Origin of the sequence: Roseomonas nitratireducens, assembly GCF_017813355.1 — a bacterium.
In the GTDB taxonomy this organism is placed as follows: Bacteria; Pseudomonadota; Alphaproteobacteria; order Acetobacterales; family Acetobacteraceae; genus Neoroseomonas; species Neoroseomonas nitratireducens.
Map to the genome: position 1 here is coordinate 128359 of NZ_JAGIYZ010000004.1, position 23725 is coordinate 152083.

A 23725-nucleotide genomic window follows, 5' to 3' on the forward strand; every position below is an offset into this window, starting at 1 on the left:
GTGGTGGGGTGAGGTTCGGAGAGGGGCGACGCCCGTCTCCGCGCGCCCTCAGCGCGCCGGCCGCACGCCCATCGCGATGGTGCGCTCATCCATGCGCGGATCGTGCGTCATGTTCCGCCGCACCGCCCAAGTGTTCACGTACTGGATCAGCTGGATGTACGGCTCGGTGTCCGCGTAGCGCACGGTGGCTTCGTGCCACATCGCCTCCCGCCGCTCGTCGTCGAGCGTGGCGGAGGCGCGGGCGAGCAGGTCGTCGAAGGCGGCGTCGGAGAACCGCGCGTTGTTGTTCGCCCCCGTCAGCCGAACGCGGTCGCGCGTGGCCACGACATTGGCGAGGAAGTTCGAGCCTTCGCCCGTGCTGCTGCCCCAGGCGGCGAGCTGCACGGCGAAATCGTAGCGCGCGCGGCGCGGCACGAAGCCGGTCCAGGGCAGCGCCTGCACCTGCACGCGCACGCCGATGCGCGTCCACATCTGTGCGACGGCCTGGGTCAGCCGCGCATCGTTCGGCCAGCGGTCGTTGGGGGTGGAGAGGATGACGCGGAAGCCTTCGGGAAAGCCCGCTTCGGCGAGCAGCCGGCGCGCCCCGTCCGGGTCATAGGCGCGCGGCCGGACGGCCGGATTGTAGCCGAAGGCCCCTTCGGGCAGCCATTGCGCGGTGGCGGTGCCGGCACCTTCCATCACCTGCTCGGCCAGCGCCTGGCGGTTGATCGCCATGGACAGGGCGCGGCGCACGCGGGCGTCGCGGAAGGGGTTGGCGGGCAGCGGGTTGCCGGCGTTGTCCGTCACCTGCGGGTCGCCGCCTTCCCGGCCGTAGTCGGGCACGATGTAGACCGTGCGCGTGGAGGGGATGGAGGTCACCGTCACGCGCTGGTCCCGCCGCAGCCGGGCGAGGTCGGAGGTCGGGATCTGCTCGATCAGGTCGACATCGCCGGCGAGCAGCGCGGCGGTGCGCGCGCCGTCATTGGTGATGATGCGATAGGAGACGCGCGCCCAGGGTTCCGTGCCGCCGAACCAGGCGGGGTTGCGTTCCATCTCGATCCGGTCGCCGAGGCGATAGGAGACGAGGCGATAAGGCCCGGTGCCGACGGCGGCCTTCCCGCTGTTGTAGTCCTCGGTGCTCGCGCCTTCGGCCGCGTGGCGCGCGACGATGGAGACCGAGGCGAGGTCGAGCGGCATCAGCGGATGCGGGGCGGAGGTGTGCAGGCGGATCGTGTGCGGGTCGACCACCTCGACCCGCGTGATGGCGCGCAGGAAGCCCTGGAAGCCGCCCGGGCTGTTCGGCACGTTGGGGACGCGGCCGAAGGTGAAGACCACGTCGTCGGCGGTGAAGGGGCGGCCATCGTGCCAGGTGACGCCCTGGCGCAGCTTGAACTCCCACACCGTGTCCGAGATGACGCGCCAGGATTCCGCGAGCGAGGGATGCGGCCGCGCGCGCCCGTCGCGTTCCACCAGCCGGTCGAAGATGTGCATGGTCAGCGCGTTGTTCGGCCCGACATTGTGGAAATGCGGGTCGATCGTCGTGACCGGCGCGGCGGAGGCTATCGTGAGCGTCTGCGCGAAGGCCGACGGGGCGGCGAGCGCGATGGCGCCGGCGAGCGCGGCGCGGGCGATCCTGGACATGCTGTTCTTCTCCCGGTGGGCCTTCTTGCCGTGAAGGCTAGACCCAGGCCGGGCGGGGGCGCCACCCCCCGAAACGGACAGCGCCGCGGCCCCTTCCCGGAACCGCGGCGCCCGTCGCGCGTCCTGGCCGGGCCGGTCAGCCCTGGCGTTCGACCATCAGCTTCTTGATCTCGCCGATCGCCTGCGCCGGGTTCAGCCCCTTCGGGCAGGTCCGGGTGCAGTTCATGATGGTGTGGCAGCGGTACAGCTTGAACGGATCCTCGAGCGCGTCGAGCCGCTCGCCCGTCGCCTCGTCGCGCGAGTCGGCGATCCAGCGATAGGCCTGCAGCAGCACGGCGGGGCCGAGGTAGCGGTCGCCGTTCCACCAGTAGGACGGGCAGGCGGTCGAGCAGCAGAAGCAAAGGATGCATTCCCAGAGGCCGTCGAGCTTCGCCCGTTCCTCCTTCGACTGCAGCCTTTCGCCATCCGGCGGCGGCGGGCTGTCCGCCTTCAGCCAGGGCTCGACCGAGCGCAGCTGCGCGTAGATCTGCGACAGGTCCGGCACCAAATCCTTCACCACCGGCATGTGCGGCAGCGGGGAGATGCGGACGTCGCCCTTCACCTCCTCGATCGGCTTGAGGCAGGCGAGGGTGTTCAGCCCGTCGATGTTCATCGAGCAGGAGCCGCAGATGCCCTCGCGGCAGGACCGCCGGAAGGTCAGCGTGCTGTCGACCTCGTTCTTGATCTTGATCAGCGCGTCCAGGACCATCGGCCCGCACTGGTCGAGGTCGATCTCGTAGGTGTCGGTGCGCGGGTTCTCCCCGCTGTCCGGATCCCAGCGATAGATCCTGAACGACTTGACGTTCTTCGCCCCGGACGGCGCGCGATGCGCCTTGCCGTCCTTGACGGTGGAGTTCTTGGGAAGCGTGAAGGTGGCCATCGGGGTTGGGTCCTTAGTACACGCGGGCCTTGGGCGGGAAGACCTGCACCTCGTTGGTCAGCGTGCGCATCTTCACGTCGCGGTAGTCGAGCTTCACCGCGTACTTGTCGTCCACGCGGGCGAGGGTGTGCTTCATCCAGTTCGCGTCGTCGCGGTCGGGATGGTCCTCGTGCGAATGGGCGCCGCGGCTTTCGTGGCGCGCATCCGCGCCATGGATCGTGGTCAGCGCGTTGCCGATCAGATTGTCCAGCTCCAGCGCCTCGACGAGGTCGGAGTTCCAGATCAGCGATCGGTCGGCGATGCGGATGTCGCCGTAGCCGGCGGCGACCTTGTCCATCTTCTCCACGCCCTCGCGCAGCAGTTCGGTGGTGCGGAACACCGCGGCATGCGTCTGCATGGTGCGCTGCATGTTCAGCCGCAGCTCGGACACGCTGGTGGAGCCCTTGGCGTTGCGGACGCGGTCGAAGCGATCGAGCGACGCCTCGCCCGCCTTGGGCGGCAGCGGCGCCTGGGAGGCACCCGGCTTGATCGTCTCGGCGGCCCGGTGCGCCGCGGCGCGGCCGAACACCACCAGGTCGAGCAGCGAATTGGTGCCGAGCCGGTTCGCGCCGTGGACGGACACGCAGGCCGCTTCGCCCACCGCCATCAGGCCAGGGACGACGCGGTCCTGGTCCTTGCCGGTCGCGGCCAGCACCTCGCAATGGATGTTCGTGGGGATGCCGCCCATGTTGTAGTGGACGGTGGGCAGCATCGGGATCGGCTCCTTCGTCACGTCCACGCCGGCGAAGATCTTCGCCGTCTCGGAGATGCCGGGCAGCCGCTCATGCAGGATGTCCGCGCCCAGGTGCTCCAGGTGCAGGTGGATGTGGTCCTTGTGCGGACCCACGCCGCGGCCCTCGCGGATCTCCATCGACATGGCGCGGGAGACGACGTCGCGGGAGGCGAGGTCCTTGGCCGTCGGCGCGTAGCGCTCCATGAAGCGCTCGCCCTCGGAGTTCGTCAGGTAGCCGCCCTCGCCGCGGGCGCCTTCGGTCACGAGGCAGCCAGAGCCGTAGATGCCGGTCGGGTGGAACTGCACGAACTCGTTGTCCTGCAGCGGCAGGCCGGCGCGCAGCACCATGCCGCCGCCGTCGCCCGTGCAGGTATGGGCCGAGGTGCAGGAGAAATAGGCGCGGCCGTAGCCGCCGGTGGCGAGCACCACGGTCTGCGCGCGGAAGCGGTGGATCGAGCCGTCCTCGAGGTTCCAGGCCATCACGCCGCGGCAGGCGCCCTCATCGTCCATGATGAGGTCGAGGGCGAAATACTCGATGAAGAACTCGCAATTGTGCTTCAGCGACTGCTGGTACAGCGTGTGCAGGATGGCGTGGCCGGTGCGGTCCGCCGCGGCGCAGGCGCGCATCGCGGGTTCCTTGCCGTAGTGCTTCATGTGGCCGCCGAAGGGGCGCTGGTAGATGCGCCCGTCCTCGGTGCGGCTGAAGGGCACGCCGTAGTGCTCCAGCTCGATGATCGCGGGGATGGCTTCCCGGCACATGTACTCGATCGCGTCCTGGTCGCCGAGCCAGTCCGACCCCTTCACGGTGTCGTACATGTGCCAGCGCCAATCGTCCTCGCCCATGTTGCCGAGCGCCGCGCCCACGCCGCCCTGCGCGGCGACGGTGTGGCTGCGCGTGGGGAAGACCTTGGTGATGCAGGCGGTCTTGAGGCCGGCCGCGCCCATGCCGAAGGTGGCGCGGAGCCCCGCGCCGCCGGCGCCGACCACCACCACGTCATAGGTGTGGTCGACGATGCGGTAGGCGCCCATCGAAGGCTTGCTGATCGCGTTCATCGCATCTGTCTCGTTTTTCCCGCGGCGGGGAATGCGCCCTCCGGCCCGCGTCGTTCCTGTCCTCAACCACCCAACTAGTCAGCCCTGGCGAAGCCGCCAGGGGTCGATCACACGGCGATGCGCAGCACCGCGAGCGTCGCCGCCAGCCAGAGCAGCGCGCAGGCGCCCTTCACCGCGAGGATCGCGCCCATCCGCGCCAGTTCCGGGCGCAGGTAGTCCTCGATCACCACCTGCAGCCCGGCCGCGGTGTGGTGGAAGGCGGCGGCCAGGAAGGCCAGCAGCAGCACGGCGTTGAACGGACGCCCGATCCAGGACGTCGCTTCCTGCCAGGTGCTGTCCGGCATGCCGGCGAGGGAGAAGACGAGCCACAGCGTCAGCGGCAGCAGCGCGATGGAGGTCACGCGCTGCATCCACCAGTGATGCGTGCCCCCGCGGGCGGCGCCCAGGCCGCGCACGCGGCCGAGCGGGGAACGAAGGGTGCGGAGCGTCGGCGCGGTGTCGGCCATCTCGGTCAGATCCAGGCGATCAGGAGCATGAGCCAGGTGAGCGCCGTCAGCGCCCCGGTGCCGATCAGCACCGCCCGGCCGGTCAGGTAGGTGGTGGGCAGGTCGAAGCCGCGCCCCGAATCCCACCACAGGTGCCGCAGCCCGGCGAGCGTGTGGTACCAGGCCGCCGCCGTCAGCCCCAACAGCCCCAGCACGCCGAGGAAGGAGCCGAAGAACCACTGCGCCTTGCCGAACGGCCCTTCGCCGGCCGCGGCGGCGACCAGCCACCACACCAGGAAGATAAGGCCGAGCGCCCAGACGACGCCGGTGATGCGGTGGGCGATGGACAGCGCGCTCGTCAGCTGCAGCATGTCGTAGGCCTGCAGGTGAGGCGAGAGCGGACGGCGCACGAGGCTGCCATCCGTGCGGCGGCCGACCATCACGGCCTCCCGCGCGTCGGTGATCTTGGACATGGGTCCGGTACTCCAGACGGCCGCTTGCCCCGTCCCCGAACCGGGTGGCGGCCTGTTCGGGCGCCTTTGTATGGTGCGGCGCGGGAGAGCGTCAAATCGACTTGGCTGCGCGCCCGGGCCACGCCCCGGCGGGCGGAAGCGCGCGGCGCCACCGCCATGGCAACGATAGGCGCCCGCGACTTAAGAATTCATCGACGGGCTCGTCCTGCTCCGCGACGCGCGGGCGGGCATCGCGTTCCGCGCGCCGCCGGCGCGCCAGGGCGGAAGGCCCGCGGGTCAGTCGAACAGGTGGGGGACGAAGCGACTCGTGTCGCGCGTGACCGGCGTCGCATCCTCCCGGATGCCGATGCCCGCCGGCGCGCCGTCGATGATCCAGGACCCGATGACAGGATAGCGCCCGCCGAAGCGCGGCAGCTCGGCATAGGCCTGCCAGACGCGCGGCTGGTCGGCATAGGGCCCGTCGGTCTCGATGCCGGGGGCGGAGATGTTCGACCCTTCCCGTCCCCAGATCGGCTTGGCGATCTCCGGGCCGCCGGTCAGGCCGGGCTCCAGATGCGCGGCGAGCAGGTTCGGGTGGTCGGGGAACAGGTGCCACAGCAGGGACAGGAAGGCCTTGCTCGCGGGAATGAGCCGCCAGGCGGGCTCGATCCAGCGCGTGCGCGCCTTCGCGATGTTGGCGCCGAAATCCTCCCGCAGCAGCCAGTCCCAGGGGTAGAGCTTGAACATCGCCTCGATCGGCCGTTCCTCGAGGTCGGTGAAGATCGCGCCGTTCCAGCCGATCTCCTCCATCGTCAGGAAGGGCGCCTCGTGGCCGGCCTGGATCGCGGTGTCGCGCAGGTAGTCGACCGTGCCGCGATCCTCGGCGCTGCCGGCCGCGCAGCAGAAATGCACGGTGGGCGGCAGGCCGAGCCGGCCCCATGCGCCGATCAGCGCCTCATGCAGCCCGTTGAACTGGTCGTGCTGCTCCGGACCACGCCCGTCATCGAGGCATTGCAGCCATTCCCACTGCACCACGGCCGCCTCGAACAGCGCGGTCGGCGTGTCGGCGTTGTATTCCAGCAGCTTCGGCTCGCCCGTGCCGTCCCAGCGCAGGTCGAGCCGGCCATAGAGCGAGGGCTCCGCCCGCTGCCAGGACCGCTTGACGATGGGCCAGGCGCCGTCGGGGATGCCGAGCGGGCCGTTGAGGTCGTGCGCGACGGCATGGGCCACGGCCGCGCGGCTGATGCGCTCGACCTCGGCGGTCGCGGCTTCCAGCGCGTCGATCTCGCCTTCGGTGAAGCGGTAGTAGGCGCTCTCGTCCCAATAGGGCTCGCCGGCGATGTCGGCGAAGGCGAAGCCCATGCGCCGTGCGCGTTCGCGCCGGTCGGGCCGTGGCTCGAGCGCCCGGCGTTCCACCGCTCAGCCGCCCGAGGAGGAAGAAAAGGCGCGCCCGATGCCGCCGAACCCGCCGCGGGAGGAGGCCGATGGGTCGCCCCGGAAGCCCGCCGCGCCGGCCAGGGCGGGCCCGCGGCTGCCGGTGCCGCCGCCGGCGTAGAACATGCTGCCGCCGGTGCGGGTGGAGGAGGAACGGGCCGAGGCGCAGATCTGGTCGGCATCCGGCCGCGCCTGCGCGCGGGCTTCCTGGCATTCGCGCTGCCTGGCCGCGCCGGGGGAGGGCATCATCATCGCCGCGCCGCCGAGCATGACGCCGCCGCCGAGCAGGACCAGGGTGATGGTGTGCGCCATACGCATGGGGCCCATGCTAAGCCTCGGCGGCGTTGACGGGGAAGCGCCGGCTGCCCAGGCTTGTGATGCATTTCACACCAGGACCACGCCATGCCCGCCGATCCTCCGCCGCCCGAGGGCACCGGCCGCGATGCCCGGATCATCGCCCTGATCGGCACCGGGCATTTCCTGTCGCATTTCTACATGCTGTGCCTGCCGCCGCTGTTCCTGATCTGGCGGGAGGAATTCGGCGCCTCCTATGCCGAGCTCGGCCTCGCGGTCGCGCTGATGTCGGGCACCACCGCGCTGCTGCAGACGCCGGTCGGCTTCTGGGTGGACCGGCACGGGGCGCGGCCATTCCTGGTGGGCGGGACGCTGCTGATGGCGCTGTCCGTCTCCGCCATGGCGGCCGCGCCGGGGATCTGGGCGATCTGGCTGCTCGCCGTGCTGTCGGGCATCGGCAATTCCGTCATTCATCCCGCGGACTACGCCATCCTGGCCGGCTCGATCGACAAGTCGCGCATGGGCCGCGCCTTCGCGCTGCACACCTTCACCGGCAATCTCGGCTTCGCGCTGGCGCCGCCGGTGATCGCGCTGCTCGCCGCCGCCATGGGCTGGCGCGGGGCGCTGCTGCTGGTGGGGATGCTCGGCGTGCCCGTCGTGCTCGCGATCCTGGTGCAGAGCCGCATCCTGCGCGACCAGGCCAAGCCGAAGAAGGCGGCGGACGAGCCGACGGGCAGGGAAGTGCTGCTGTCGCGGCCCATCCTGCTGTTCTTCGCCTTCTTCCTGCTGTCCTCGATGGCGGGATCGGGCATCCAGGCCTTCGTCATCACCGTGCTGGGGAAGCTGTGGGGCACGCCGGTCGCGGTCGCCTCGATGGTGCTGACGGGCTACATGGTCGGTGCCACCGCCGGCACGCTGGTGGGCGGCTGGGTGGCGGATGCGACGAAGCGCAACCTGATCGGCTTCGTCGTGGTGCTGACCGGCTTCGCCATCGCCATGATCCTCGTGCTCGGCCTGCTGCCGGTGCCCGAATTCCTGCTGCCGGTGGTCGGCCTGCTCGGCGGGCTCGCGCTCGGCGCGTCGCGCACGCCGCGCGACATCATGCTGAAGGACGCGGCACCCCCGGGGCAGATCGGCAAGGTGTTCGGCTTCGTCTCGGCCGGCCTGCCGCTCGGCGGCGCCATCACGCCCGTGCCGCTCGGCTTCCTGATCGACATGGGATATCCGGGCCTGGTGCTGCCCGTGGTCGCGGCGCTGCTCGCGCTCTCGCTGCTCTGCGCCGGCTCGGCCCAGGCGGATGCGCGCAGCCGCCGGCCGGCCGCGGTCCCGGCGGAGTGACCGCGCCGGCCACCCGGCGATGAGCGCCTTCGACGACCTGCTGCTCGTCCTCACCTGGGCGGCGGTCGCGGTGCTCGCCGTGGCGGGCGCGCTGAGCGCGTCGCGCAAGCAGCTCGACCCGGTGGGCTTCATGCTCGTCGCCTGCCTCTGCGCCTTCGGCGGCGGCACGGTGCGGGACGTGATCCTCGACCTGCCGGTCTTCTGGCTGGCGGCGCCGGAGATGGTCGCGCTCGCGGCCGGCCTGGCCGTGCTGGTGTTCTTCACCGCGCATCTGCTGGAACGGCGCTTCGTCGTGCTGCTGTGGGCGGATGCGGTGGGGCTCGGGCTGTTCGCGGTGCTGGGCGCGGAAGCCGCGCAGCGCGCCGGTGCTGCGGCCTGGGTCGCGGTGCTGATGGGCACCATCACGGCGACCTTCGGCGGCGTGCTGCGCGACATCGTCTGCGCCGAGGTGCCGCTGATCCTGCGCCGCGAGATCTACGCCACCGCCGCCGCGCTCGGCGCCGTGGCCTTCGTGCTGCTCGGCGCGCTGGGGGCGGACCGCACGGTCGCGATTTCCGCCGGCGGGCTGATCGCCTTCGGCGTGCGCGCGGCGGCGATCGTGGCGGGGTGGTCGCTGCCGGCCTATCGCGCCCGGCCCGGCCGCGACTATCCGGACGCGCGATGACCCAGCCCGTCCTCGCCGTGCTGCTGACGCTGGCGGCCGGGCTGCTCTACACGCTGGGCTACGCGATCGCGAAGATCCTGTCGGCCACGCTCGACCCGGTGCAGATCACCTTCCTGCGCTCGGCAATCGTGCTCGCGGGCGCCGCGGCGTGGCTGCCGCGGCTGGCCGACCCGGCGGGCGCGGTGCGGCGGCTTCTCGTCCCGCCCCAGGCGCGGGACCAGCGGCTGGCCGCGGCGATGCTGATCCTGTCCACCACGCTGGCCGTCATCGGCTATGCGCTGGTGCCGGTGACGGAAGCCTCGGCGCTCGGCTTCACCGCGCCGATCATCCTGGTGCTGCTCGGCGCGCTCGTGCTGAAGGAGAAGGTGACGCCGCGGCGCTGGGTCGCGGTGGCGCTCGGCTTCGCCGGCATGGTCGCGGTGGTGCGGCCGGGCGGGGAATTGTTCACCTGGGCCGCGATCATGCCGGTCTCCGCCGCGCTGACCTACGCGTTCTACCAGGTGATGACGCGGCGCATCCGCGGCGTGGCGGACGAATGGGACGTGACGCTGCAGGGCGCGCTCGCCGGCGTGGTGCTGCTGGCCCCCGCCATGCCCTTCCTGTGGCGGGCGCCGGATGGGACGGCGATGCTGCTCATCCTGGTCTATGCCGGGGTGCAGACGGCGGCCCTTCTCTGCCTCGCCGGCGGGGTGCGGCGGGCGGAGGTCTCGGGCCTCGCGCCCTGGCATTATTCGCGCATCGTCTTCGCGCTGGGGCTCGACGCGTTGCTGTTCGCGCGCATCCCGGGCGTGTGGGCGCTGGCGGGCTGCGGGCTGATCGCGGCCGGCGGGCTGGTGCTCGCCTGGCCGCGGCGGAAGGGCTAGGCCGCGTCCAGCACCCCGTTGCGGTGCAGCTCCTCGGCGATCTGCACCGCGTTCAGCGCCGCGCCCTTGCGCAGATTGTCGGCCACGCACCAGAAGGCCAGGCCGTTCGGCACCGTCGGGTCGCGGCGGAGGCGGGAGACGAAGACCGAATCCTCCCCCGCGATCTCGAGCGGCGTCGCATAGCCGCCATCGTCGCGCGTATCGAGCAGCGTGACCCCCGGCGCCTCGCGCAGCGCCTCGCGCGCCTGGCGCTCGGTGATCGGGGCCTCGAATTCCACGTGCACCGCCTCGGCATGGCCGATCATCACCGGCACGCGCACGCAGGTCGCCATCACCTGGATGTCGGGGTCGAGGATCTTCCGCGTCTCGACCCCCATCTTCCATTCCTCCTTCGTCGCGCCATCGTCCATGAAGCGGTCGATATGCGGGATGACGTTGAAGGCGATGGGCTTGGTGAACTGCTCGGGCGTCGGCGGGTCGTTGACGAAGATGCCTCGGGTCTGGCTCCACAGCTCGTCCATCGCTTCCTTCCCCGCGCCGGAGACGGACTGGTAGGTGGCGACGACGATGCGCCGCACCTTCGCGATGTCGTGCAGCGGCTTCAGCGCCACGACCATCTGGATGGTCGAGCAGTTCGGATTGGCGATGATGCCGCGTTTGGGCCGGCGCGCGAGGTGCTGCGGGTTCACCTCCGGCACCACCAGCGGCACGCCCGGTTCCATGCGGAACTGGGATGTGTTGTCGATGACGAGGCAGCCCGCCGCCGCCGCGCGCGGCGCATGCACCGCCGAGACCGCGGCGCCCGGCGAGAACAGGCCGAGCTGCGTGCCTGCGAAGTCGAAGCGCTCGAGGTCGCGCACCTTGAGGACGCGGTCCTCTCCGTAGGAGATCTCGGCGCCGGCGGACCTGCCGGAGGCGAGGGCCACCACCTCATCCGCCGGGAAGCCTCGTTCGGCCAGCGTCTTGATGATTTCCCGCCCGACCGCGCCGGTGGCGCCGACGATGGCGACCTTGTAGCCCATGGCACCACTCCCTTGCCGCACGCTGCTCTACAGCAGCGCGCAGGGCGGGGGAACGGGCGCGATCAGGCGGCCTGCCGCGCGTCCGCGACCAGGCGGGCGGTCGCGGCCTCGGCCGCGGCGGTGTCCACGAAGCCGAGGGCCAGCCCGCCATCCACCCTGCGCAGGGCCTGCACCCTCAGCGGCGGCAGGCCGTCGGCATGCAGGACGCCCGAGGTGAACCCATCGGCCGTGCCCTCGAACAGCGCCCCGCCGGCCGAGACGTTGCGCAGCCGGCCCACGCCGCCGCCCGCGCCTTCGAGCCGCGCGGGCATGTCGACGATGGCGCGGGCGTTCACGCGCCGGTCGATCTCGGCGATCCGCTCCCGCACCACGCCGCTCAGCGTCGCGCGCAGGCCCTGCACGTTGCCGGCCACGGATTCCGACAGGCCCGCGATGTCGGTCGCGGTTGCGGCGCTCCGCTCGGCCTCGCGCAGCAGCGCGGCGACGCGGCCCGCGGCTTCCGCGGTCGCGCTGTCCGCCCTGCCGATCGCGTGGGAGATGCCGGAGGTCGTCATGCCCTGCTGCGCGACGGCCGCGGCGACCGCCGCCGCTGCGGACTGGATGTCCGCGACGACGGTGCCGATCTGCTCGACGGCGCCGAGCGCCTGCCGCGCCGCGCCGTCCATGGCGGCGATGCGGCGCGCGATCTCCTCGGTGCTGCGCGCGGTCTGCGCGGCGAGGCTCTTGACCTCCCCCGCCACCACCGCGAAGCCCTTGCCGGCGTCGCCCGCGCGCGCCGCCTCGATCGTCGCGTTCAGCGCCAGCAGGTTGGTCTGGCCCGCGATGCCCGCGATCAGGCGCGACACCTCGCCGATCTCGGCGACGCTGGCCGACAGCGTCTCGAAGGTGCCGCGCGCGGCATCGACCTGCGCGACGGCGCCGCGCGTGGCCTGTTCCGTCCGCTCCATCTCGCGCGCGATCTCCCCGGCCGCGCCGGCGAGTTCCTCCGCGCCGCGCGCCGCGCCCTCGGCCCCCTCGCGGGAGGCGGAGACGGCGGCGCCGGACTTCTGCGCTTCCTCCTGCGCGGTCGCGGCGGATGTCGCCATGGCGACGCAGGCGGCGCGCAGCGCCTCCATCCGGTCGCGCAGCGCCTCGACGGCGGCCCCGCTCTCGGCCTCGATCCGCGCGCCGACATCCTGGAGCGCGGCGAGCCGCTGTTCCTCGGCCGCGGCGCGCAGCCGGTCCTGCTCGGTCTGCATGGTCCGGTTGCGCAGCGAGATCTCGCGGTACTCGCGCGTCGCCCCCAGCAGGTCGCCGATCTCGCCGCCGTAGCGGCGTTCCGGCAGGCTGACATCCGTCTCGCCGCGCCCCAGGCGCCCGAGCGCCTCCGTCACGATGCGCAGCGGCCGGATCACGCCGGACTGGATCCAAAGGATTGCGCCGATGATCAGCGCCAGCGCGGCCAGCAGCAGCGCCACGGCGATGCCGAGCCGCAGGCTGGCCGAAGCCCCCTCGGACTCGAGCGCGGCGGCGATCGCCGTGTCGGTCGCCCGCAGCGCGTCCTGCATCGCCGCGATCGGCCGCGTCGCGGCGGGGAACCAGGCGGCCGGCGCGACGGGATACGGGCCCTGGCCGGCGGCGGCGGCCAGCACCGACGCACGCAGCGCCGCGAAATCCGTGAAGTACGCCGTCTCAGCCGCGCGCGCCGCGCGCGCCACATCCGGCGGAAGCGCGTCGAGCCGCGGCGCGATGCGCGCCCAGGCCCCTTCGATCCGGCCGCGGTGCCCGCCCAGCACGGCCAGCGCCGCGGAGGCCGCCGGCTGGCCGGATGCGATGACGCCGTTGAGGAGGCCGCGCTCGCGCCCGGCATATTCCGCCATCTCCGCAAGGCCGTCGCGCGTGGCTTCCAGGCGCTGCAGCGCGGATTCGGTCAGCATGCCGTCGGCGAGGCCACGCCGCACGGCGGTCAGGGCGTCGATCACCGCGGATGCGCCGGCGAACCACTCCGCCGGCGGCGGGCCGGCCTGGCGGTCGCCCGCGCCGGCGCGGTCCGCGCGCGCCCGCAGCGCGTCGAGCGCCCGGCGCGCCTCGTCCAGCCTTGCGAGTGCGGGGCTCCGCGCGATGTCGCGAAGCGCGTCGGCAAGCGCCTGCTCGCCGGCCGTCCGGTGCGCCCGGGCGCGTGCCCAGCCCTCCGGCGTCGCGGCGGACGGATTGGCCAGCAACCCGTTCGTCTCGCCGCGCTCGGCGGCCAGCGACACCGCCGCGGAGACCAGCCCGGCCGCGCGCGCACTTGCCGCCCGGCCGGTGGAGACCTCCGTCGTGTCGCGCCAGGCGGACGCGACCTCGTGGCCGAACATGGCCACCAGCCCGACCCCGAGGAGAAGAAGGACGCCGAGGATGCGGGCACGCACGGACATGGAAGATTCCCTGATCGGGGTTAGCGGCGCCGTGTCACGCCGCGCGCACGGCCCTGAGGAAGCCCGTGCTGCGGTCCTTGAGCGTCTCGGCGTCGCCGGCCAGCGCGCCGGAGGCGTCCAGGACGGCGGAGGCGGAGGCGCCGGTGGCGTCGGCGGCGTTGCGGATGCCCTCGATCTTGCGCGCGACCGTGCTGGTCGCGTCGGCGACCTGGGCGGCGGAGCGTGCGATCTCGCGGGTGGTGGCCCCCTGTTCCTCGACCGCCGCGGCGATCGCGGTGGCGATGTCGGAGGTACGGTCGACGGTGGACCCGATGGCGCGGATGGCGTCCACCGCCTGGCTGGTGGCGGCCTGCATCTCGCCGATCTGGCGGCCGATCTCCTCGGTGGCGCGGGCGGTCTGGCCGGCGAGGCTCTTCACCTCGCTCGCCACCACAGCGAAGCCCTTGCCCGCCTCGCCGGCGCGGGCGGCCTCGATGGTGGCGTTGAGCGCGAGGAGGTTGGTCTGGCCGGCGATCTCGCCGATCAGGCGGACGACGTCGCCGATGCGGGAGGCGGCTTCGGCGAGGCCGCGGACGGTGGCGTCGGTGGCCTTGGCCTCGGCGACCGCCTGGCGGGCGACGTCGGCGGCCTCGGCGACGCGGCGGGTGATCTCCTCGACGGAGGCGGCCATTTCCTCGGCGGCGGCGGCGACGGCCTGGACGTCCGCGTTCGCTTGCGTGCCGGCCTCGGAGACGGCGATGGCCTCGCGCCCCGTCTCGGCCGCGGCGGCGGTCAGGGTGCGGGCGGATTGCTGGAGCTGCGCGGCGGCGGCGGCGACGGAGCCGACGACGGCGCCGATATCGGCCTCGAAGGTGTCGGCCAGGCGCGCCTGGTCGGTCACGCTGTGCCAGGCGAGCATCGCCCCGGCATAGCCGCCGGTCTTGTCGCGGACGGCGGAGATGGTCAGGTCGAGCACCTCCCGGCCGAGATGCAGCCGCGCCTTGTGCGGCAGCCTGTCGGGGTCGGCGATGGCGGCGCGGATGCCGGCCGGGCCCTTGTCGAAGATCTCGACGCTCTGGCCGACCAGGCTCTCGGCGCCGGCGGGCAGCGCGTCGCCGATCGCGCCGACGAGCTCGCGCGACCGGGCATTGGCGTAGGAGATGCGGAAATCGTTGGCGGGGTCGGCGAGCATGACGCCGAGCGGCATCTGCTCGATGACCTGGCTGCGGCTGAAGGCATCCGCGACCGTGCCGCGCAGCGCCTCGACGGCGTCGGCGATGCGGCCGATCTCGTCGCGGCGGCCGCGGTCGGGCACGGTCACGGCGGCGTCGCCGCCGGCGATGCGGTCGAGCGTGCCGGCCAGGCGCCGCAGGGGCGAGCCGATGGACCGCGTCATGACGAAGGCGGACAGCGCGAGCACCAGCGCGATCGCGCCCGCCGCGGCCAGCACGACGGTCGCCTGGGTGCTGAGCGACCGGTGGACCGCCTGCGCGGTGATCGCGGTCATCTCGACGACGTGGGTGTTCGCCGCGGCATAGGCGGCGAAGAAGGCCTCGCGCGCGCGCTCGACCGTCTCGGCGTTGTAGCGGATCAGGGCCGCGCCGGCGTCCATCGTCGCGATGGCGCCGTCGCCCGCTTCCGCGGCGATGGTGCCGATCCGCTCGAGTTCCTGCTGCACGCGGGGCGCTTCGCCGGCCTGGGAGATGGCGCCGCGCAGATGCACCCGCGCCTGGGCGTTGGCGCGGCGCACGCGCTGCGCCATCCGCTCGTCGCCGGTGGCCAGGAAGCGCAGCGCGGAGCTGCGCGTGTCGTTGAAGCCCTGGTGGAAGGCGGTGAAGCGCTGCCGCACCTCGTCCTGCGTGTCGCCCGAAAGGTCGAACTCGATCGTCGCGTTGGCACCCTCGAAGGCCTGGTCGTAGTCCTGCGCGCGCCGCAGGAAGACCTCGTCGCGCGCCTGGATCACGTTCAGGCGCAGCCGCGCGAGTTCGTTGAGCGCGGCCGCATAGGCGGTGCCGCGCTCGGTGATGGCGGCGATCTGGGTGACGGCGACCCGGTCGGTCAGCAGCGTGGCGGCGTTCGTCGCCAGCGCCATGCCGCCTTCGAGCGCGCCGGTCGCCGCGTCGCGCAGTTCCTCGATGCGGGCGCGTTCCTGGGCCGCGACCATCTCGCGCGCCAGCAGCGGCGCCTCGGCCGCGGCCGCGGCGGCCGAGGCGAGCATCGAGCCGCCTTCCGTGACGCGAGTCTGCTCCGTGATCTTCTCGTCGAGCGCCGCGCCCGTGACGTACATGCTGCCGACGATGGCGCCGACCATGACGAAGGCGACCGCCCCCGAGGTGCCGAGCTTCAGGCCAACCGAAAGGTTCAGGAAAGCGCGCATGTCTTCCTCGCAAGCGATAGAGGGCCGAAGTCTCGCTTTGTCGTCTTAAGTCGCGATGAAACGGGCCGGCCGGATGCGCGAATTCGGATGGAATTCCGCATCCGGATCGTTTCACGCCGCGCGCACGGCCCTGAGGAAGCCCGTGCTGCGGTCCTTGAGCGTCTCGGCGTCGCCGGCCAGCGCGCCGGAGGCGTCGAGCACGGCGGAAGCGGAGGCGCCGGTGGCGTCGGCGGCGTTGCGGATGCCCTCGATCTTGCGCGCCACGGTGCTGGTCGCGTCGGCGACCTGGGTGGCGGAGCGTGCGATCTCGCGGGTGGTGGCCCCCTGTTCCTCGACCGCCGCGGCGATGGCGGTGGCGATGTCGGAGGTACGGTCGACGGTGGATCCGATGGCGCGGATGGCGTCCACCGCCTGGCTGGTGGCGGCCTGCATCTCGCCGATCTGGCGGCCGATCTCCTCGGTGGCGCGGGCGGTCTGGCCGGCGAGGCTCTTCACCTCGCTCGCCACGACGGCGAAGCCCTTGCCCGCTTCGCCGGCGCGCGCCGCCTCGATGGTGGCGTTGAGCGCGAGGAGGTTGGTCTGGCCGGCGATCTCGCCGATCAGGCGGACGACGTCGCCGATGCGGGACGCGGCTTCGGCGAGGCCGCGGACGGTGGTGTCGGTGGCCTTGGCCTCGGCGACCGCCTGGCGGGCGACGTCGGCGGCCTCGGCGACGCGGCGGGTGATCTCCTCGACGGAGGCGGCCATTTCCTCGGCGGCGGCGGCGACGGCCTGGACGTCTGCGTTCGCCTGCGTGCCGGCCTCGGAGACGGCGATGGCCTCGCGGCCCGTCTCGGCGGCGGCGGCAGTCAGCGTGCGGGCGGATTGCTGGAGCTGGGCCGCGGCGGCGGCGACGGAGCCGACGACGGCGCCGATATCGGCCTCGAAGGTGTCGGCCAGGCGCGCCTGCTCGGTCGCGCGATGCCAGGCGAGCATCGCGCCGGCATAGCCGCCGGCCGCGTCGCGCACCGCGGAGATGTTCAGGTCGAGCACCTCGGCGCCGAACCTGATGCGCGCCTTGTGCGGCAGGTTGGCCGGGTCGGAGAGCAGCGCGCGGATGCGGGCCGGCCCCTTGTGGAAGATGTCGATGCTCTGGCCGACCAGCGCCTCGGCCGTGACCGGCATCTGGTCTTCCATGCTGCGGAACAGGCGCATCGATTCGGCATTGGCGTAGGAGATGCGGAACTCGTTGTGCGGATCGGCGAGCATGACGCCGAGCGGCATCTGCTCGATGATCTGGCTGCGGCTGAAGGCATCCGCGACCGTGCCGCGCAGCGCCTCGACGGCGTCGGCGATGCGGCCGATCTCGTCGCGGCGGCCGCGGTCGGGCACCTCGACGCCGGATTCGCCGCCGGCGATCCGGTCGAGCGTGCCGGCCAGGCGCCGCAGCGGCGAGCCGATGGACCGCGCCATGACGAAGGCCGACAGCGCGAGCACCAGCGCGATCGCGCCCGCGGTGGCGAGGCCGACGCGTTCCTGCCGCACGAGCGCCGCGCTGACCGCGCCGAAGGATGCCTCGTCGATCTCGGCGATCTTGCGCTCCGCATCCTCGAAGGCGGCGATCAGGGCGCTGCGCGCCTCGGATGCGCGGCCTTCCAGCAAGTCGTTCAGCGCACGGCCCTGGTCGATGGTGGCGACGGCGCCTTCGCCGGCCTCGGTCGCGATCGCGGCGATCCGGGAAAGCTCCTCGGCGGCGCGCGGCGTCGCCTCCGCCTGCGTGATGGCGCCGCGCAGATGCACGCGCGCCTGGGCGTTGGCCCGGCGCACGCGCTGCGCCATCCGCTCGTCGCCGGTGGCGAGGTAGCGCAGCGCCGAGGCGCGCATGTCGTTGAATCCCTGGTGGAAGGCGACGAAGCGGGTGCGCACTTCCTCCCGCGCCTCGGTCGGGATGTCGAACTCGATCGTCGCGTTGGCGCCCTCGAAGGCCTGGTCGTAGTCCTGCGCGCGGCGCAGGAAGGCCTCGTCGCGCGCCTGGATGACGGCGCGGCGCAGGCGCGCCATTTCTTCGAGCACGGTGCCGAAGGCCTCGGCGCGGCGGACCGCCTCGGCAAGGATGCGGCTGGCATCGGGGTTGCCGATGTCGGGATCGGCCTGCCGGGTCAGTTCGATCGTCCGCGCCACATTGGCCTGGGCGGCGGTGAGCGCGGCGCCGACCGCGTCCGTGGTCTGGGCGATGGCGATGCGCTGGGCGAGCAGCGGCGCCTCCGCGACCGTCCGCTGCGCCAGCGCCAGCGTCTCCGCCCCCTGGTCGATGCGGCCCTCCTTGCGGACCAGCGCGTCGATGGCCGAGCCCGTGATGTGCATGCTGGCGACGATGCCGCCGACCATGGCAAGGGCGACCCCGCCGGAAATGGCCAGTTTCCGCCCGACGGACAGGTTGAGGAACAGACGCATCGCGACCTCGGCGAATGTTAGGTTGCCGAGACGATACGCGGTCCGACTTAAGCCGGGGTGAAGGGCTCCGCCTCACGAGTCCGCCAGCCCCGGCCGAACAGCCCGAAGCCCAGCACGACCAGCAGCGCGCTGCCGCCATGCCACGCAAGGACCATCGCCGCGGCGTCCAGGTGGTGGAACACCGACAGGCCGGCCGCGCTCAGCGCCGCGCCCGCCAGCCCGCCCAGCATCGCGACCGGCACGGGCCGCAGCGGCCCCGCATGGCGCAGCATCCACACCAGCGAGACCGCGAGCGGCACGCCCATCAGCACCACGAAGCGGAAGCAGCCCCAGGATGTGCCGAGCACCAGCGCCTGCGGCCCGATGCGCGCGACATCGTCGAGGCAGCCGAAGCCGAGCGTCGCCACCCAGGCGACCGCCGCCGGGACCGGCAGCAGCGCCCATCGCGGCGAGCGGTCGGGCAGCGCGAGTTCGAAGGCCGCGACCGCGGCGAGCACGCCGGTCGCGACGGCGAATAGCAGCTGCGCCCCCTCATGCGTGCGCGACAGCCGCTCCATCAGGTCGTGCCGCGGCCCGAAGGCCAGGATGGCGGCGCCGAGCAGCACGGCCGCGAAGGCCAGCCAGGCGGCGCAGCGGCGCAGCGGCGGGCCGAGCGGCCGAACCGGGCGGAGGTCCTCGGCCAGCCGGCCGATCAGGTCCTCGGTCCTCATCGGTCATCCTCCACGCCGAAGCGTCGGCGGAGCGTCTTGAGCGCGCGGTGCGTCGCGACCTTCAGCGCGCCGACCGACAGGCCGGACCGCGCCGCCGCCTCGGCCAGGGGCAGGTCCTCGAGCTTGGCGAGGCGCAGCGCGGTGCGCTGGCTTTCCGGCAGTTCCGCGACCGCCTCGCGCAGCTGGCGGCCGGCGATGCGGTCCTCGCCCGTCTCGCCGGCCGGGGCGGCGAGCGTCGCCGCATGGTCCTCGATGGGGCTTTCCCGGCCCGCGCCGCGGCCGTGGCGGCGCAGCCGGTCGATGCAGCGCCGTTCCGCGATGGCGGCGATCCAGGGGCGGGCGGGGCGCGAGGGGTCGTAGGTGGCGAGCATGCGGTGGATCGTCAGCAGCGTGTCCTGGACGGCGTCCTCGGCCTCGGCCGCATCGCGGATGCGACGCCGCGCGATGGCGCGCAGCAGCGGCAGGCAGTCCCGCAGCAGCCGGTCATAGGCCCGCCGGTCGCCGGCCTGCGCCGCGGCCAGCCATCCGTCCCACGCACCGCCATCGATCGCCACGCGTCCTCCCGCCCGGTCCGCGCGCAGCATAGGCGCTGCCGCGCGGGTCCCGAAACCACGCGCGCAGCCCGGCAGGCCGATGGCCGCGCTCATCGGGCGGCGACCGCGGGCCGCAGGCGGCGACGATCCGCGGCCAGCGCGTAGCCGACCAGCATCGCCACGCCCGCGACCGTCAGCACCGGGTCGAGCCAGGGCAGGCCGGGATGCAGCCGCAGCAGCGCCGTCACCATCCAGGACAGGAACAGGCCGAGTCCGAACACGTGCAGGCTGTGCCGACCCACCGCGGCGAGCGCCGCCGCCGCCGGATGGCGCATCCAGGGCGCCTCCCGCGGCACCAGCACGGCGACGAGGTAGGCCAGCGCCAGGCCGTGCAGCAGCGCGACCGGCCCGAGATGGGTCTTGCCCGCCAGCGTCCAGAGCGTCTCGACATCGAGCCCGGCGCCGAACCGTTCCGCCACCCGCTGCGCGAGGCCGAGCAGCAGGATCGCGGCCGCGGCCAGCACCGCCCAGCCGCGCCGGCGCACCGCCGCGCCGGTCAGCAGCGCCGCGCGGCCGCAGACGGCGCCGATCATGAAGACGAATTGCCAGGCGAGCGGGTCGAGCCCCGTCGGCAGCCAGGACCAGTACGACCAGACACCTGCCTGCACCCCCGCCCAGAGCAGCCCGGGGACGACCAGCGCCGCCGCGCCGAAGCGGTCGACCAGCCACAGGAAGCCCGGCAGCGCCAGCATCGACAGGATGAAGACCGGCAGGATGTCGATGTAGTTCGGCATGTAGAGCAGCAGCGCCGCGCCCGGCAGCGCCCACCAGGGCCGCTCGGCCAGCATCCGCCAGCCGAGGCGGTCGACCTCCCCTTCCAGCGGCATCGCCATCCCGGCCCAGAGGATCATCGCCCCGAAGATAGCGAAGAGGACCAGGTGGAAGCGCCACAGCCGGGCCGCGCGGCCCCACATGTCCCGCGCCGCCGCGCCCGCCCCGTCGCGCCGCGCCTTCAGCGTGTGGACCGAGCCGAGCACCAGCCCGGACAGGAACAGGAACTGCTCCGAACTGTCCGACAGCCCCCAGGCGGCATGGATGCCATGGGCGCCGAACCAGGTGCCGACCGCATGGGCGCCGAAGATCGAGAGCTGCAGCCAGCCGCGCAGGATGTCGAGCCGCGGGTCGCGCGGCGGGCGGGGCAGGGGCGGGGCTGCCGTCTCGGTCGGGGCCATGGCGGGTCTCCGGGGCGGGACCGCCCCGCCTGCCGGGTGCTTTCGCGCCCCGCGCCGCCCCGGTTACGCGGAGGCCCTTGCCGACTCGGCACCGGTCGCGGGATGGAGAGGCGTGCTCCACCTCATCAAGCTCTCGGTCGGCCCCAAGGACGTCGCGCAGCTGGCGGCGATCCAGAAGGAACGCCTGCGCACCGACCCGCCGCTGCGCGCCTGGACGCGCATGTTCCCCAAGCGGATCGAGGAGGTCTGCGCCGGCGGCTCGATCTACTGGGTGGTGGCGGGCTTCGTTCGCGTGCGGCAGCGCATCCTCGAGATCCGGGAGGAGGAATGGGACGACGGCACGCCCTGCGCGGCGCTCGTCCTCGACCCCACCCTGGTGCTGGTGGAAGCGCGCCCCATGAAGCCCTTCCAGGGCTGGCGCTACCTGAAGCCGGAGGAAGCGCCGGCGGACGTGTCCCGCGAACGGCCCGCGCCGGTCGGGCTGGAACTCCTGCCGCCGAAGCTGCGGCGGGACCTCGCGGAACTCTGCCTGATCTGAGGCCTTGCCCCGGGGCCATGCCCCCAGCCGGGTTGCCGGAAATTAAGGTGCCTGCCACGCGGCGGAGAGGCTGGGCCTGCCAGTTTCCATGATGTCGCAGCGGCTTATTCCCGGCAGGCCGCTGCCCGACTGGCCTTCCCTCGGGAATGGCCCGTGGGCCGGCTGGAGCAATCCGGCCGGCCCTACTTTTGTCCGGATGCCTCCGCTTCCAGCAGCGCCAGCAGCCCTTCCAGCAATTGCTCGGGCGAAGGCGGGCAGCCGGGGATCAGCAGGTCCACCGGCAGCACCGCGCCGGCGCCGCCTTCCACCGCGTAGGATCCCTTGAAGACGCCGCCATCCACGGCGCAATCCCCCGCGGCGACCACCCAGCGCGGTTCCGGCGTGCAGGCCAGCGCGCGCTCCATCGCCTCCCGCATGTTGCGGCAGGCGGGGCCGGTGACGAGCAGCACGTCGGCATGCCGGGGCGAGGCGACGAAGCGCAGCCCGAAGCGTTCCAGGTCGTAGGCGACGTTCTGCAGCGCGTTCACTTCCAGTTCGCAGCCGTTGCAGGACCCGCTGTCGACCTCCCGGATCGCCAGGCTGCGGCCAAGCCGCCCGCGCGCGGTCGCGGCCAGGCGCTCGGCCAGCGCGGCGACGGTGGGCTGCGGCACCGCGGGCGCGGCATCGGTCAGCGGGCGCCCGACCAGGGCGCGGGCGAGGCGCGGCCAGAGCATCAGTCGCAGGCCTCCATCCGTTCCGAGAACACCAGGCTGTTGCCGAAGGGATCGACGACGTCCATGTCCCGCCAGCCCCAGGGGCGATCCTCGATCGCCGGCCGCGCGTGGCGATAGTCCTTCGCGACCAGCGCGTCGTGGAAGGCCGCGATCCCGGTCATCCGCAAGATGATCTTCGCCCCCGGCGTGCCGTCGCCGTGATGCTCGCTGAGGAACAGCAGCAGATCGCCGCGCGAGACCTGCACGAAGGCCGGCAGGCCCGGCTCGAACCGATGCTCCCAGTCCCAGGAGAAGCCGAGGAAGCCTTCGTAGAAGTCCCGCGCCTTCGCCAGATCGAGGATGCGCAGGACCGGGATCGCGCGCTCGAAGGCCGGGGTCACAGGTCCACCCCGCTGTAGGAGCAGTTGAAGGATTTGTTGCACAGCGGGAAGTCGGCGACGATGTTCCCCTCGATCGCCGCTTCCAGCAGCGGCCACTGCAGCCAGGACGGGTCGCGCGGGAAGACGGCGCGGATCAGCCCGCCATCGTCCAGTCTGAGCCAGGTCAGGCATTCGCCGCGGAAGCCCTCGACGAGCCCGACGCCTTCCCCGGCGCGGGCGGGCAGGGCGGCCAGCGTCTCGCCGCCCGGCAGGTCGGCCAGCAGCCGCCGCACCAGCCCGATCGAGACCGTCAGCTCCGCCACGCGCACCCGCACGCGCGCATCCACGTCGCCGCCCGTCTCCACCACCACCGCCGGCGCGAGCATGTCGTAGGGCGCGTAGCCCGGCGCGAGCCTGGCATCGACGCGCCGGCCCGACCCGCGGCCGACGAAGCCGCCGGCGCCGAACCGCTCGGCGAGCGCGGCGTCGAGGAAGCCGGTGCCGACCACGCGGTCCTGCAGGCTCGCATGGCTGTCGTAGATCGCGAGCAGCGAGGGCATCTCGCCTTCCACCGCGTCGAGCGCGGCAAGGATCGCCCCCGGGCCTTCCGGCGCGATGTCCGGTGCCACGCCGCCGGGCAGCACGCGGTCCATCATCAGCCGGTGGCCGAAGGCTGTCGCGCAGGCGCGCAGCACGCCCTCGCGCAGGAAGCCGCAGCGCGCATGGGGGAAGGCGAAGGCCGCGTCGTTGCAGACGAAGCCCCAGTCGTTCAGGTGGTTGTGGATGCGCTCGAGCTCGGCCATCAGCGCGCGCAGCGCGAGGGCGCGCGGCGGCACCGCGACGCCGAGCGCGGCTTCCGCGGCGGCGGCGAAGGCCCAGCCATGGGCGACGGTGGAATCGCCCGACAGCCGCGCGGCGAAGGCGGCCGCGGCGCGCGGCGACTTGCCGAGCATCAGCGCGATGATGCCCTTGTGCTTGTAGCCGAGCCGCTGTTCCAGCCGCACCACCGCCTCCCCCTGGATGTGGAAGCGGAAATGGCCGGGCTCGATCACGCCGGCATGGATGGGCCCGACGGGGATCTGGTGCACGCCCTCGCCCTCGACGGGGAGGAATTCGGGCTGCGGCGCCTCGATGCCCGGCGTGGCGCGCGGCTGCGCGGACAAGGGCGCGGCGATCGGCCAGCGGCCATGGTCGAGCCAGGGGCGCAGGTCGACCGCGCCCTCGGCGGTCAGGCCCCAGAGGTCGCGCACCATGCGCTCGAAGCGGATGGCGCCGGGGCGGGCGGGGGACAGCGCGGCGTAGCGGCCCTCGGGCGCGGGGGCGCGCGCCAGCACGGGCACGCCGTCCGGCCCGGCGAAGGCGGCGTGGACGATGCCGGGTTCGGCCCAGAGCGCGAGCAGCGCGGTCGTCGGGTCGGCGCTGAGCGCGCCGGGCAGCGCGGACCATTGCTCGGGGGTGAGCAGGGGGGCGGCGCGGATGAGGTCGAGGGCGGTCATGGGGAGAAGTCCGGGGGGAAGGGAACTTCCCCCCGGGCCCCCC

General features: G+C 73.1%; 21 protein-coding genes. 4 read left to right on the top strand and 17 right to left on the bottom strand.

Features of this window, described 5'->3' with window-relative positions:
• Positions 1 to 48 precede the first annotated feature (48 nt).
• From J5Y09_RS06365 to J5Y09_RS06395, 7 genes are all read right to left on the bottom strand, one after another.
• The gene (locus tag J5Y09_RS06365) at positions 49 to 1620 is read right to left on the bottom strand and encodes an ABC transporter substrate-binding protein (RefSeq protein ID WP_209350914.1); all 1572 of its coding nucleotides are present in this window, start codon (positions 1618 to 1620) and stop codon (positions 49 to 51) included.
• A 136-nt stretch (positions 1621 to 1756) separates the two neighbouring features.
• The gene (locus J5Y09_RS06370) at positions 1757 to 2539 is read right to left on the bottom strand and encodes a succinate dehydrogenase iron-sulfur subunit (RefSeq protein WP_209350915.1); all 783 of its coding nucleotides are present in this window, start codon (positions 2537 to 2539) and stop codon (positions 1757 to 1759) included.
• A 13-nt stretch (positions 2540 to 2552) separates the two neighbouring features.
• Positions 2553 to 4364 carry a succinate dehydrogenase flavoprotein subunit gene (gene sdhA, locus J5Y09_RS06375; RefSeq protein ID WP_209350916.1) on the bottom strand — a complete coding sequence of 604 codons (1812 nt, stop codon included), beginning with the start codon at positions 4362 to 4364 and terminating at the stop codon, positions 2553 to 2555.
• A gap of 107 nt (positions 4365 to 4471) precedes the next feature.
• Positions 4472 to 4870 carry a succinate dehydrogenase, hydrophobic membrane anchor protein gene (gene sdhD, locus J5Y09_RS06380; protein WP_209350917.1) on the bottom strand — a complete coding sequence of 133 codons (399 nt, stop codon included), beginning with the start codon at positions 4868 to 4870 and terminating at the stop codon, positions 4472 to 4474.
• 5 nt (positions 4871 to 4875) lie between these two features.
• Positions 4876 to 5322: a succinate dehydrogenase, cytochrome b556 subunit gene (gene sdhC / locus J5Y09_RS06385; protein ID WP_209350918.1), complete on the bottom strand. Its 447-nt coding sequence runs from the start codon at positions 5320 to 5322 to the stop codon at positions 4876 to 4878.
• Positions 5323 to 5598: 276 nt separating this feature from the next.
• On the bottom strand, positions 5599 to 6717 hold the full coding sequence (locus tag J5Y09_RS06390; protein WP_209350919.1) for a glutathionylspermidine synthase family protein: 1119 nt from the start codon (positions 6715 to 6717) through the stop codon (positions 5599 to 5601).
• A 3-nt stretch (positions 6718 to 6720) separates the two neighbouring features.
• The gene (locus J5Y09_RS06395) at positions 6721 to 7062 is read right to left on the bottom strand and encodes a hypothetical protein (RefSeq protein ID WP_209350920.1); all 342 of its coding nucleotides are present in this window, start codon (positions 7060 to 7062) and stop codon (positions 6721 to 6723) included.
• A gap of 75 nt (positions 7063 to 7137) precedes the next feature.
• Here J5Y09_RS06395 and J5Y09_RS06400 point away from each other — a divergent pair, with 75 nt between their 5' ends.
• The 3 genes from J5Y09_RS06400 to J5Y09_RS06410 are packed head-to-tail and all read left to right on the top strand — an operon-like array spanning position 7138 to position 9894.
• On the top strand, positions 7138 to 8367 hold the full coding sequence (locus tag J5Y09_RS06400; RefSeq protein WP_209350921.1) for an MFS transporter: 1230 nt from the start codon (positions 7138 to 7140) through the stop codon (positions 8365 to 8367).
• A gap of 19 nt (positions 8368 to 8386) precedes the next feature.
• Positions 8387 to 9031: a trimeric intracellular cation channel family protein gene (locus tag J5Y09_RS06405; RefSeq protein WP_209350922.1), complete on the top strand. Its 645-nt coding sequence runs from the start codon at positions 8387 to 8389 to the stop codon at positions 9029 to 9031.
• Positions 9028 to 9894 (top strand): DMT family transporter, encoded by an 867-nt coding sequence (locus J5Y09_RS06410; protein ID WP_209350923.1) that lies wholly within the window; start codon positions 9028 to 9030, stop codon positions 9892 to 9894. Before J5Y09_RS06405 ends, J5Y09_RS06410 begins: the two co-directional genes overlap by 4 nt.
• On the opposite strand, the gene J5Y09_RS06415 is transcribed toward J5Y09_RS06410, so the two are convergent.
• The 7 genes from J5Y09_RS06415 to opgC form a co-directional block, all read right to left on the bottom strand.
• Positions 9891 to 10916 (bottom strand): aspartate-semialdehyde dehydrogenase, encoded by a 1026-nt coding sequence (locus tag J5Y09_RS06415; protein WP_209350924.1) that lies wholly within the window; start codon positions 10914 to 10916, stop codon positions 9891 to 9893. The genes J5Y09_RS06410 and J5Y09_RS06415 overlap by 4 nt on opposite strands.
• 62 nt (positions 10917 to 10978) lie before the next feature.
• Entirely contained in the window at positions 10979 to 13312 is a 2334-nt protein-coding gene (locus tag J5Y09_RS06420; protein WP_209350925.1) for a methyl-accepting chemotaxis protein, read from the bottom strand.
• Positions 13313 to 13346: 34 nt separating this feature from the next.
• Entirely contained in the window at positions 13347 to 15668 is a 2322-nt protein-coding gene (locus tag J5Y09_RS06425; protein ID WP_209350926.1) for a methyl-accepting chemotaxis protein, read from the bottom strand.
• Positions 15669 to 15779: 111 nt separating this feature from the next.
• On the bottom strand, positions 15780 to 18101 hold the full coding sequence (locus J5Y09_RS06430) for a methyl-accepting chemotaxis protein (protein ID WP_209350927.1): 2322 nt from the start codon (positions 18099 to 18101) through the stop codon (positions 15780 to 15782).
• A gap of 47 nt (positions 18102 to 18148) precedes the next feature.
• Entirely contained in the window at positions 18149 to 18811 is a 663-nt protein-coding gene (locus J5Y09_RS06435) for an NrsF family protein (RefSeq protein WP_209350928.1), read from the bottom strand.
• Positions 18808 to 19365 carry a sigma-70 family RNA polymerase sigma factor gene (locus J5Y09_RS06440; RefSeq protein ID WP_342451419.1) on the bottom strand — a complete coding sequence of 186 codons (558 nt, stop codon included), beginning with the start codon at positions 19363 to 19365 and terminating at the stop codon, positions 18808 to 18810. Before J5Y09_RS06440 ends, J5Y09_RS06435 begins: the two co-directional genes overlap by 4 nt.
• Before the next feature lie 89 nt (positions 19366 to 19454).
• Positions 19455 to 20576, bottom strand: coding sequence for an OpgC domain-containing protein (opgC, locus tag J5Y09_RS06445; protein ID WP_209350930.1), 1122 nt, complete (start codon positions 20574 to 20576; stop codon positions 19455 to 19457).
• A 112-nt stretch (positions 20577 to 20688) separates the two neighbouring features.
• On the opposite strand from opgC, the gene J5Y09_RS06450 reads away from it, so the two are divergent.
• Positions 20689 to 21114: a DUF1489 family protein gene (locus J5Y09_RS06450; protein WP_209350931.1), complete on the top strand. Its 426-nt coding sequence runs from the start codon at positions 20689 to 20691 to the stop codon at positions 21112 to 21114.
• A 182-nt stretch (positions 21115 to 21296) separates the two neighbouring features.
• Here the strand turns inward: J5Y09_RS06450 and J5Y09_RS06455 are convergent, their stop codons facing one another.
• From J5Y09_RS06455 to J5Y09_RS06465, 3 genes are read right to left on the bottom strand one after another with little or no spacing between them, the layout of a single operon-like run.
• On the bottom strand, positions 21297 to 21827 hold the full coding sequence (locus J5Y09_RS06455; RefSeq protein WP_209350932.1) for an NADH-quinone oxidoreductase subunit B family protein: 531 nt from the start codon (positions 21825 to 21827) through the stop codon (positions 21297 to 21299).
• A complete protein-coding gene (locus J5Y09_RS06460) occupies positions 21827 to 22207 on the bottom strand; it encodes a glyoxalase superfamily protein (RefSeq protein WP_342451420.1) in 381 nt (126 codons plus the stop codon). Before J5Y09_RS06460 ends, J5Y09_RS06455 begins: the two co-directional genes overlap by 1 nt.
• Positions 22204 to 23682: a hydrogenase large subunit gene (locus J5Y09_RS06465; RefSeq protein ID WP_209350933.1), complete on the bottom strand. Its 1479-nt coding sequence runs from the start codon at positions 23680 to 23682 to the stop codon at positions 22204 to 22206. The genes J5Y09_RS06460 and J5Y09_RS06465 overlap by 4 nt, the downstream gene beginning before the upstream one ends.
• Between the last annotated feature and the right edge of the window lie 43 nt (positions 23683 to 23725).

Bases quoted from the DNA above. Each gene is read 5' to 3' on its own strand.
- J5Y09_RS06365 (WP_209350914.1), bottom strand. From the start codon at position 1,620: ATGTCCAGGATCGCCCGCGCCGCGCTCGCCGGCGCCATCGCGCTCGCC.
- J5Y09_RS06370 (WP_209350915.1), bottom strand. From the start codon at position 2,539: ATGGCCACCTTCACGCTTCCCAAGAACTCCACCGTCAAGGACGGCAAG.
- sdhA (WP_209350916.1), bottom strand. From the start codon at position 4,364: ATGAACGCGATCAGCAAGCCTTCGATGGGCGCCTACCGCATCGTCGAC.
- sdhD (WP_209350917.1), bottom strand. From the start codon at position 4,870: ATGGCCGACACCGCGCCGACGCTCCGCACCCTTCGTTCCCCGCTCGGC.
- sdhC (WP_209350918.1), bottom strand. From the start codon at position 5,322: ATGTCCAAGATCACCGACGCGCGGGAGGCCGTGATGGTCGGCCGCCGC.
- J5Y09_RS06395 (WP_209350920.1), bottom strand. From the start codon at position 7,062: ATGGGCCCCATGCGTATGGCGCACACCATCACCCTGGTCCTGCTCGGC.
- J5Y09_RS06400 (WP_209350921.1), top strand. From the start codon at position 7,138: ATGCCCGCCGATCCTCCGCCGCCCGAGGGCACCGGCCGCGATGCCCGG.
- J5Y09_RS06405 (WP_209350922.1), top strand. From the start codon at position 8,387: ATGAGCGCCTTCGACGACCTGCTGCTCGTCCTCACCTGGGCGGCGGTC.
- J5Y09_RS06410 (WP_209350923.1), top strand. From the start codon at position 9,028: ATGACCCAGCCCGTCCTCGCCGTGCTGCTGACGCTGGCGGCCGGGCTG.
- J5Y09_RS06415 (WP_209350924.1), bottom strand. From the start codon at position 10,916: ATGGGCTACAAGGTCGCCATCGTCGGCGCCACCGGCGCGGTCGGGCGG.
- J5Y09_RS06420 (WP_209350925.1), bottom strand. From the start codon at position 13,312: ATGTCCGTGCGTGCCCGCATCCTCGGCGTCCTTCTTCTCCTCGGGGTC.
- J5Y09_RS06425 (WP_209350926.1), bottom strand. From the start codon at position 15,668: ATGCGCGCTTTCCTGAACCTTTCGGTTGGCCTGAAGCTCGGCACCTCG.
- J5Y09_RS06430 (WP_209350927.1), bottom strand. From the start codon at position 18,101: ATGCGTCTGTTCCTCAACCTGTCCGTCGGGCGGAAACTGGCCATTTCC.
- J5Y09_RS06435 (WP_209350928.1), bottom strand. From the start codon at position 18,811: ATGAGGACCGAGGACCTGATCGGCCGGCTGGCCGAGGACCTCCGCCCG.
- opgC (WP_209350930.1), bottom strand. From the start codon at position 20,576: ATGGCCCCGACCGAGACGGCAGCCCCGCCCCTGCCCCGCCCGCCGCGC.
- J5Y09_RS06455 (WP_209350932.1), bottom strand. From the start codon at position 21,827: ATGCTCTGGCCGCGCCTCGCCCGCGCCCTGGTCGGGCGCCCGCTGACC.
- J5Y09_RS06465 (WP_209350933.1), bottom strand. From the start codon at position 23,682: ATGACCGCCCTCGACCTCATCCGCGCCGCCCCCCTGCTCACCCCCGAG.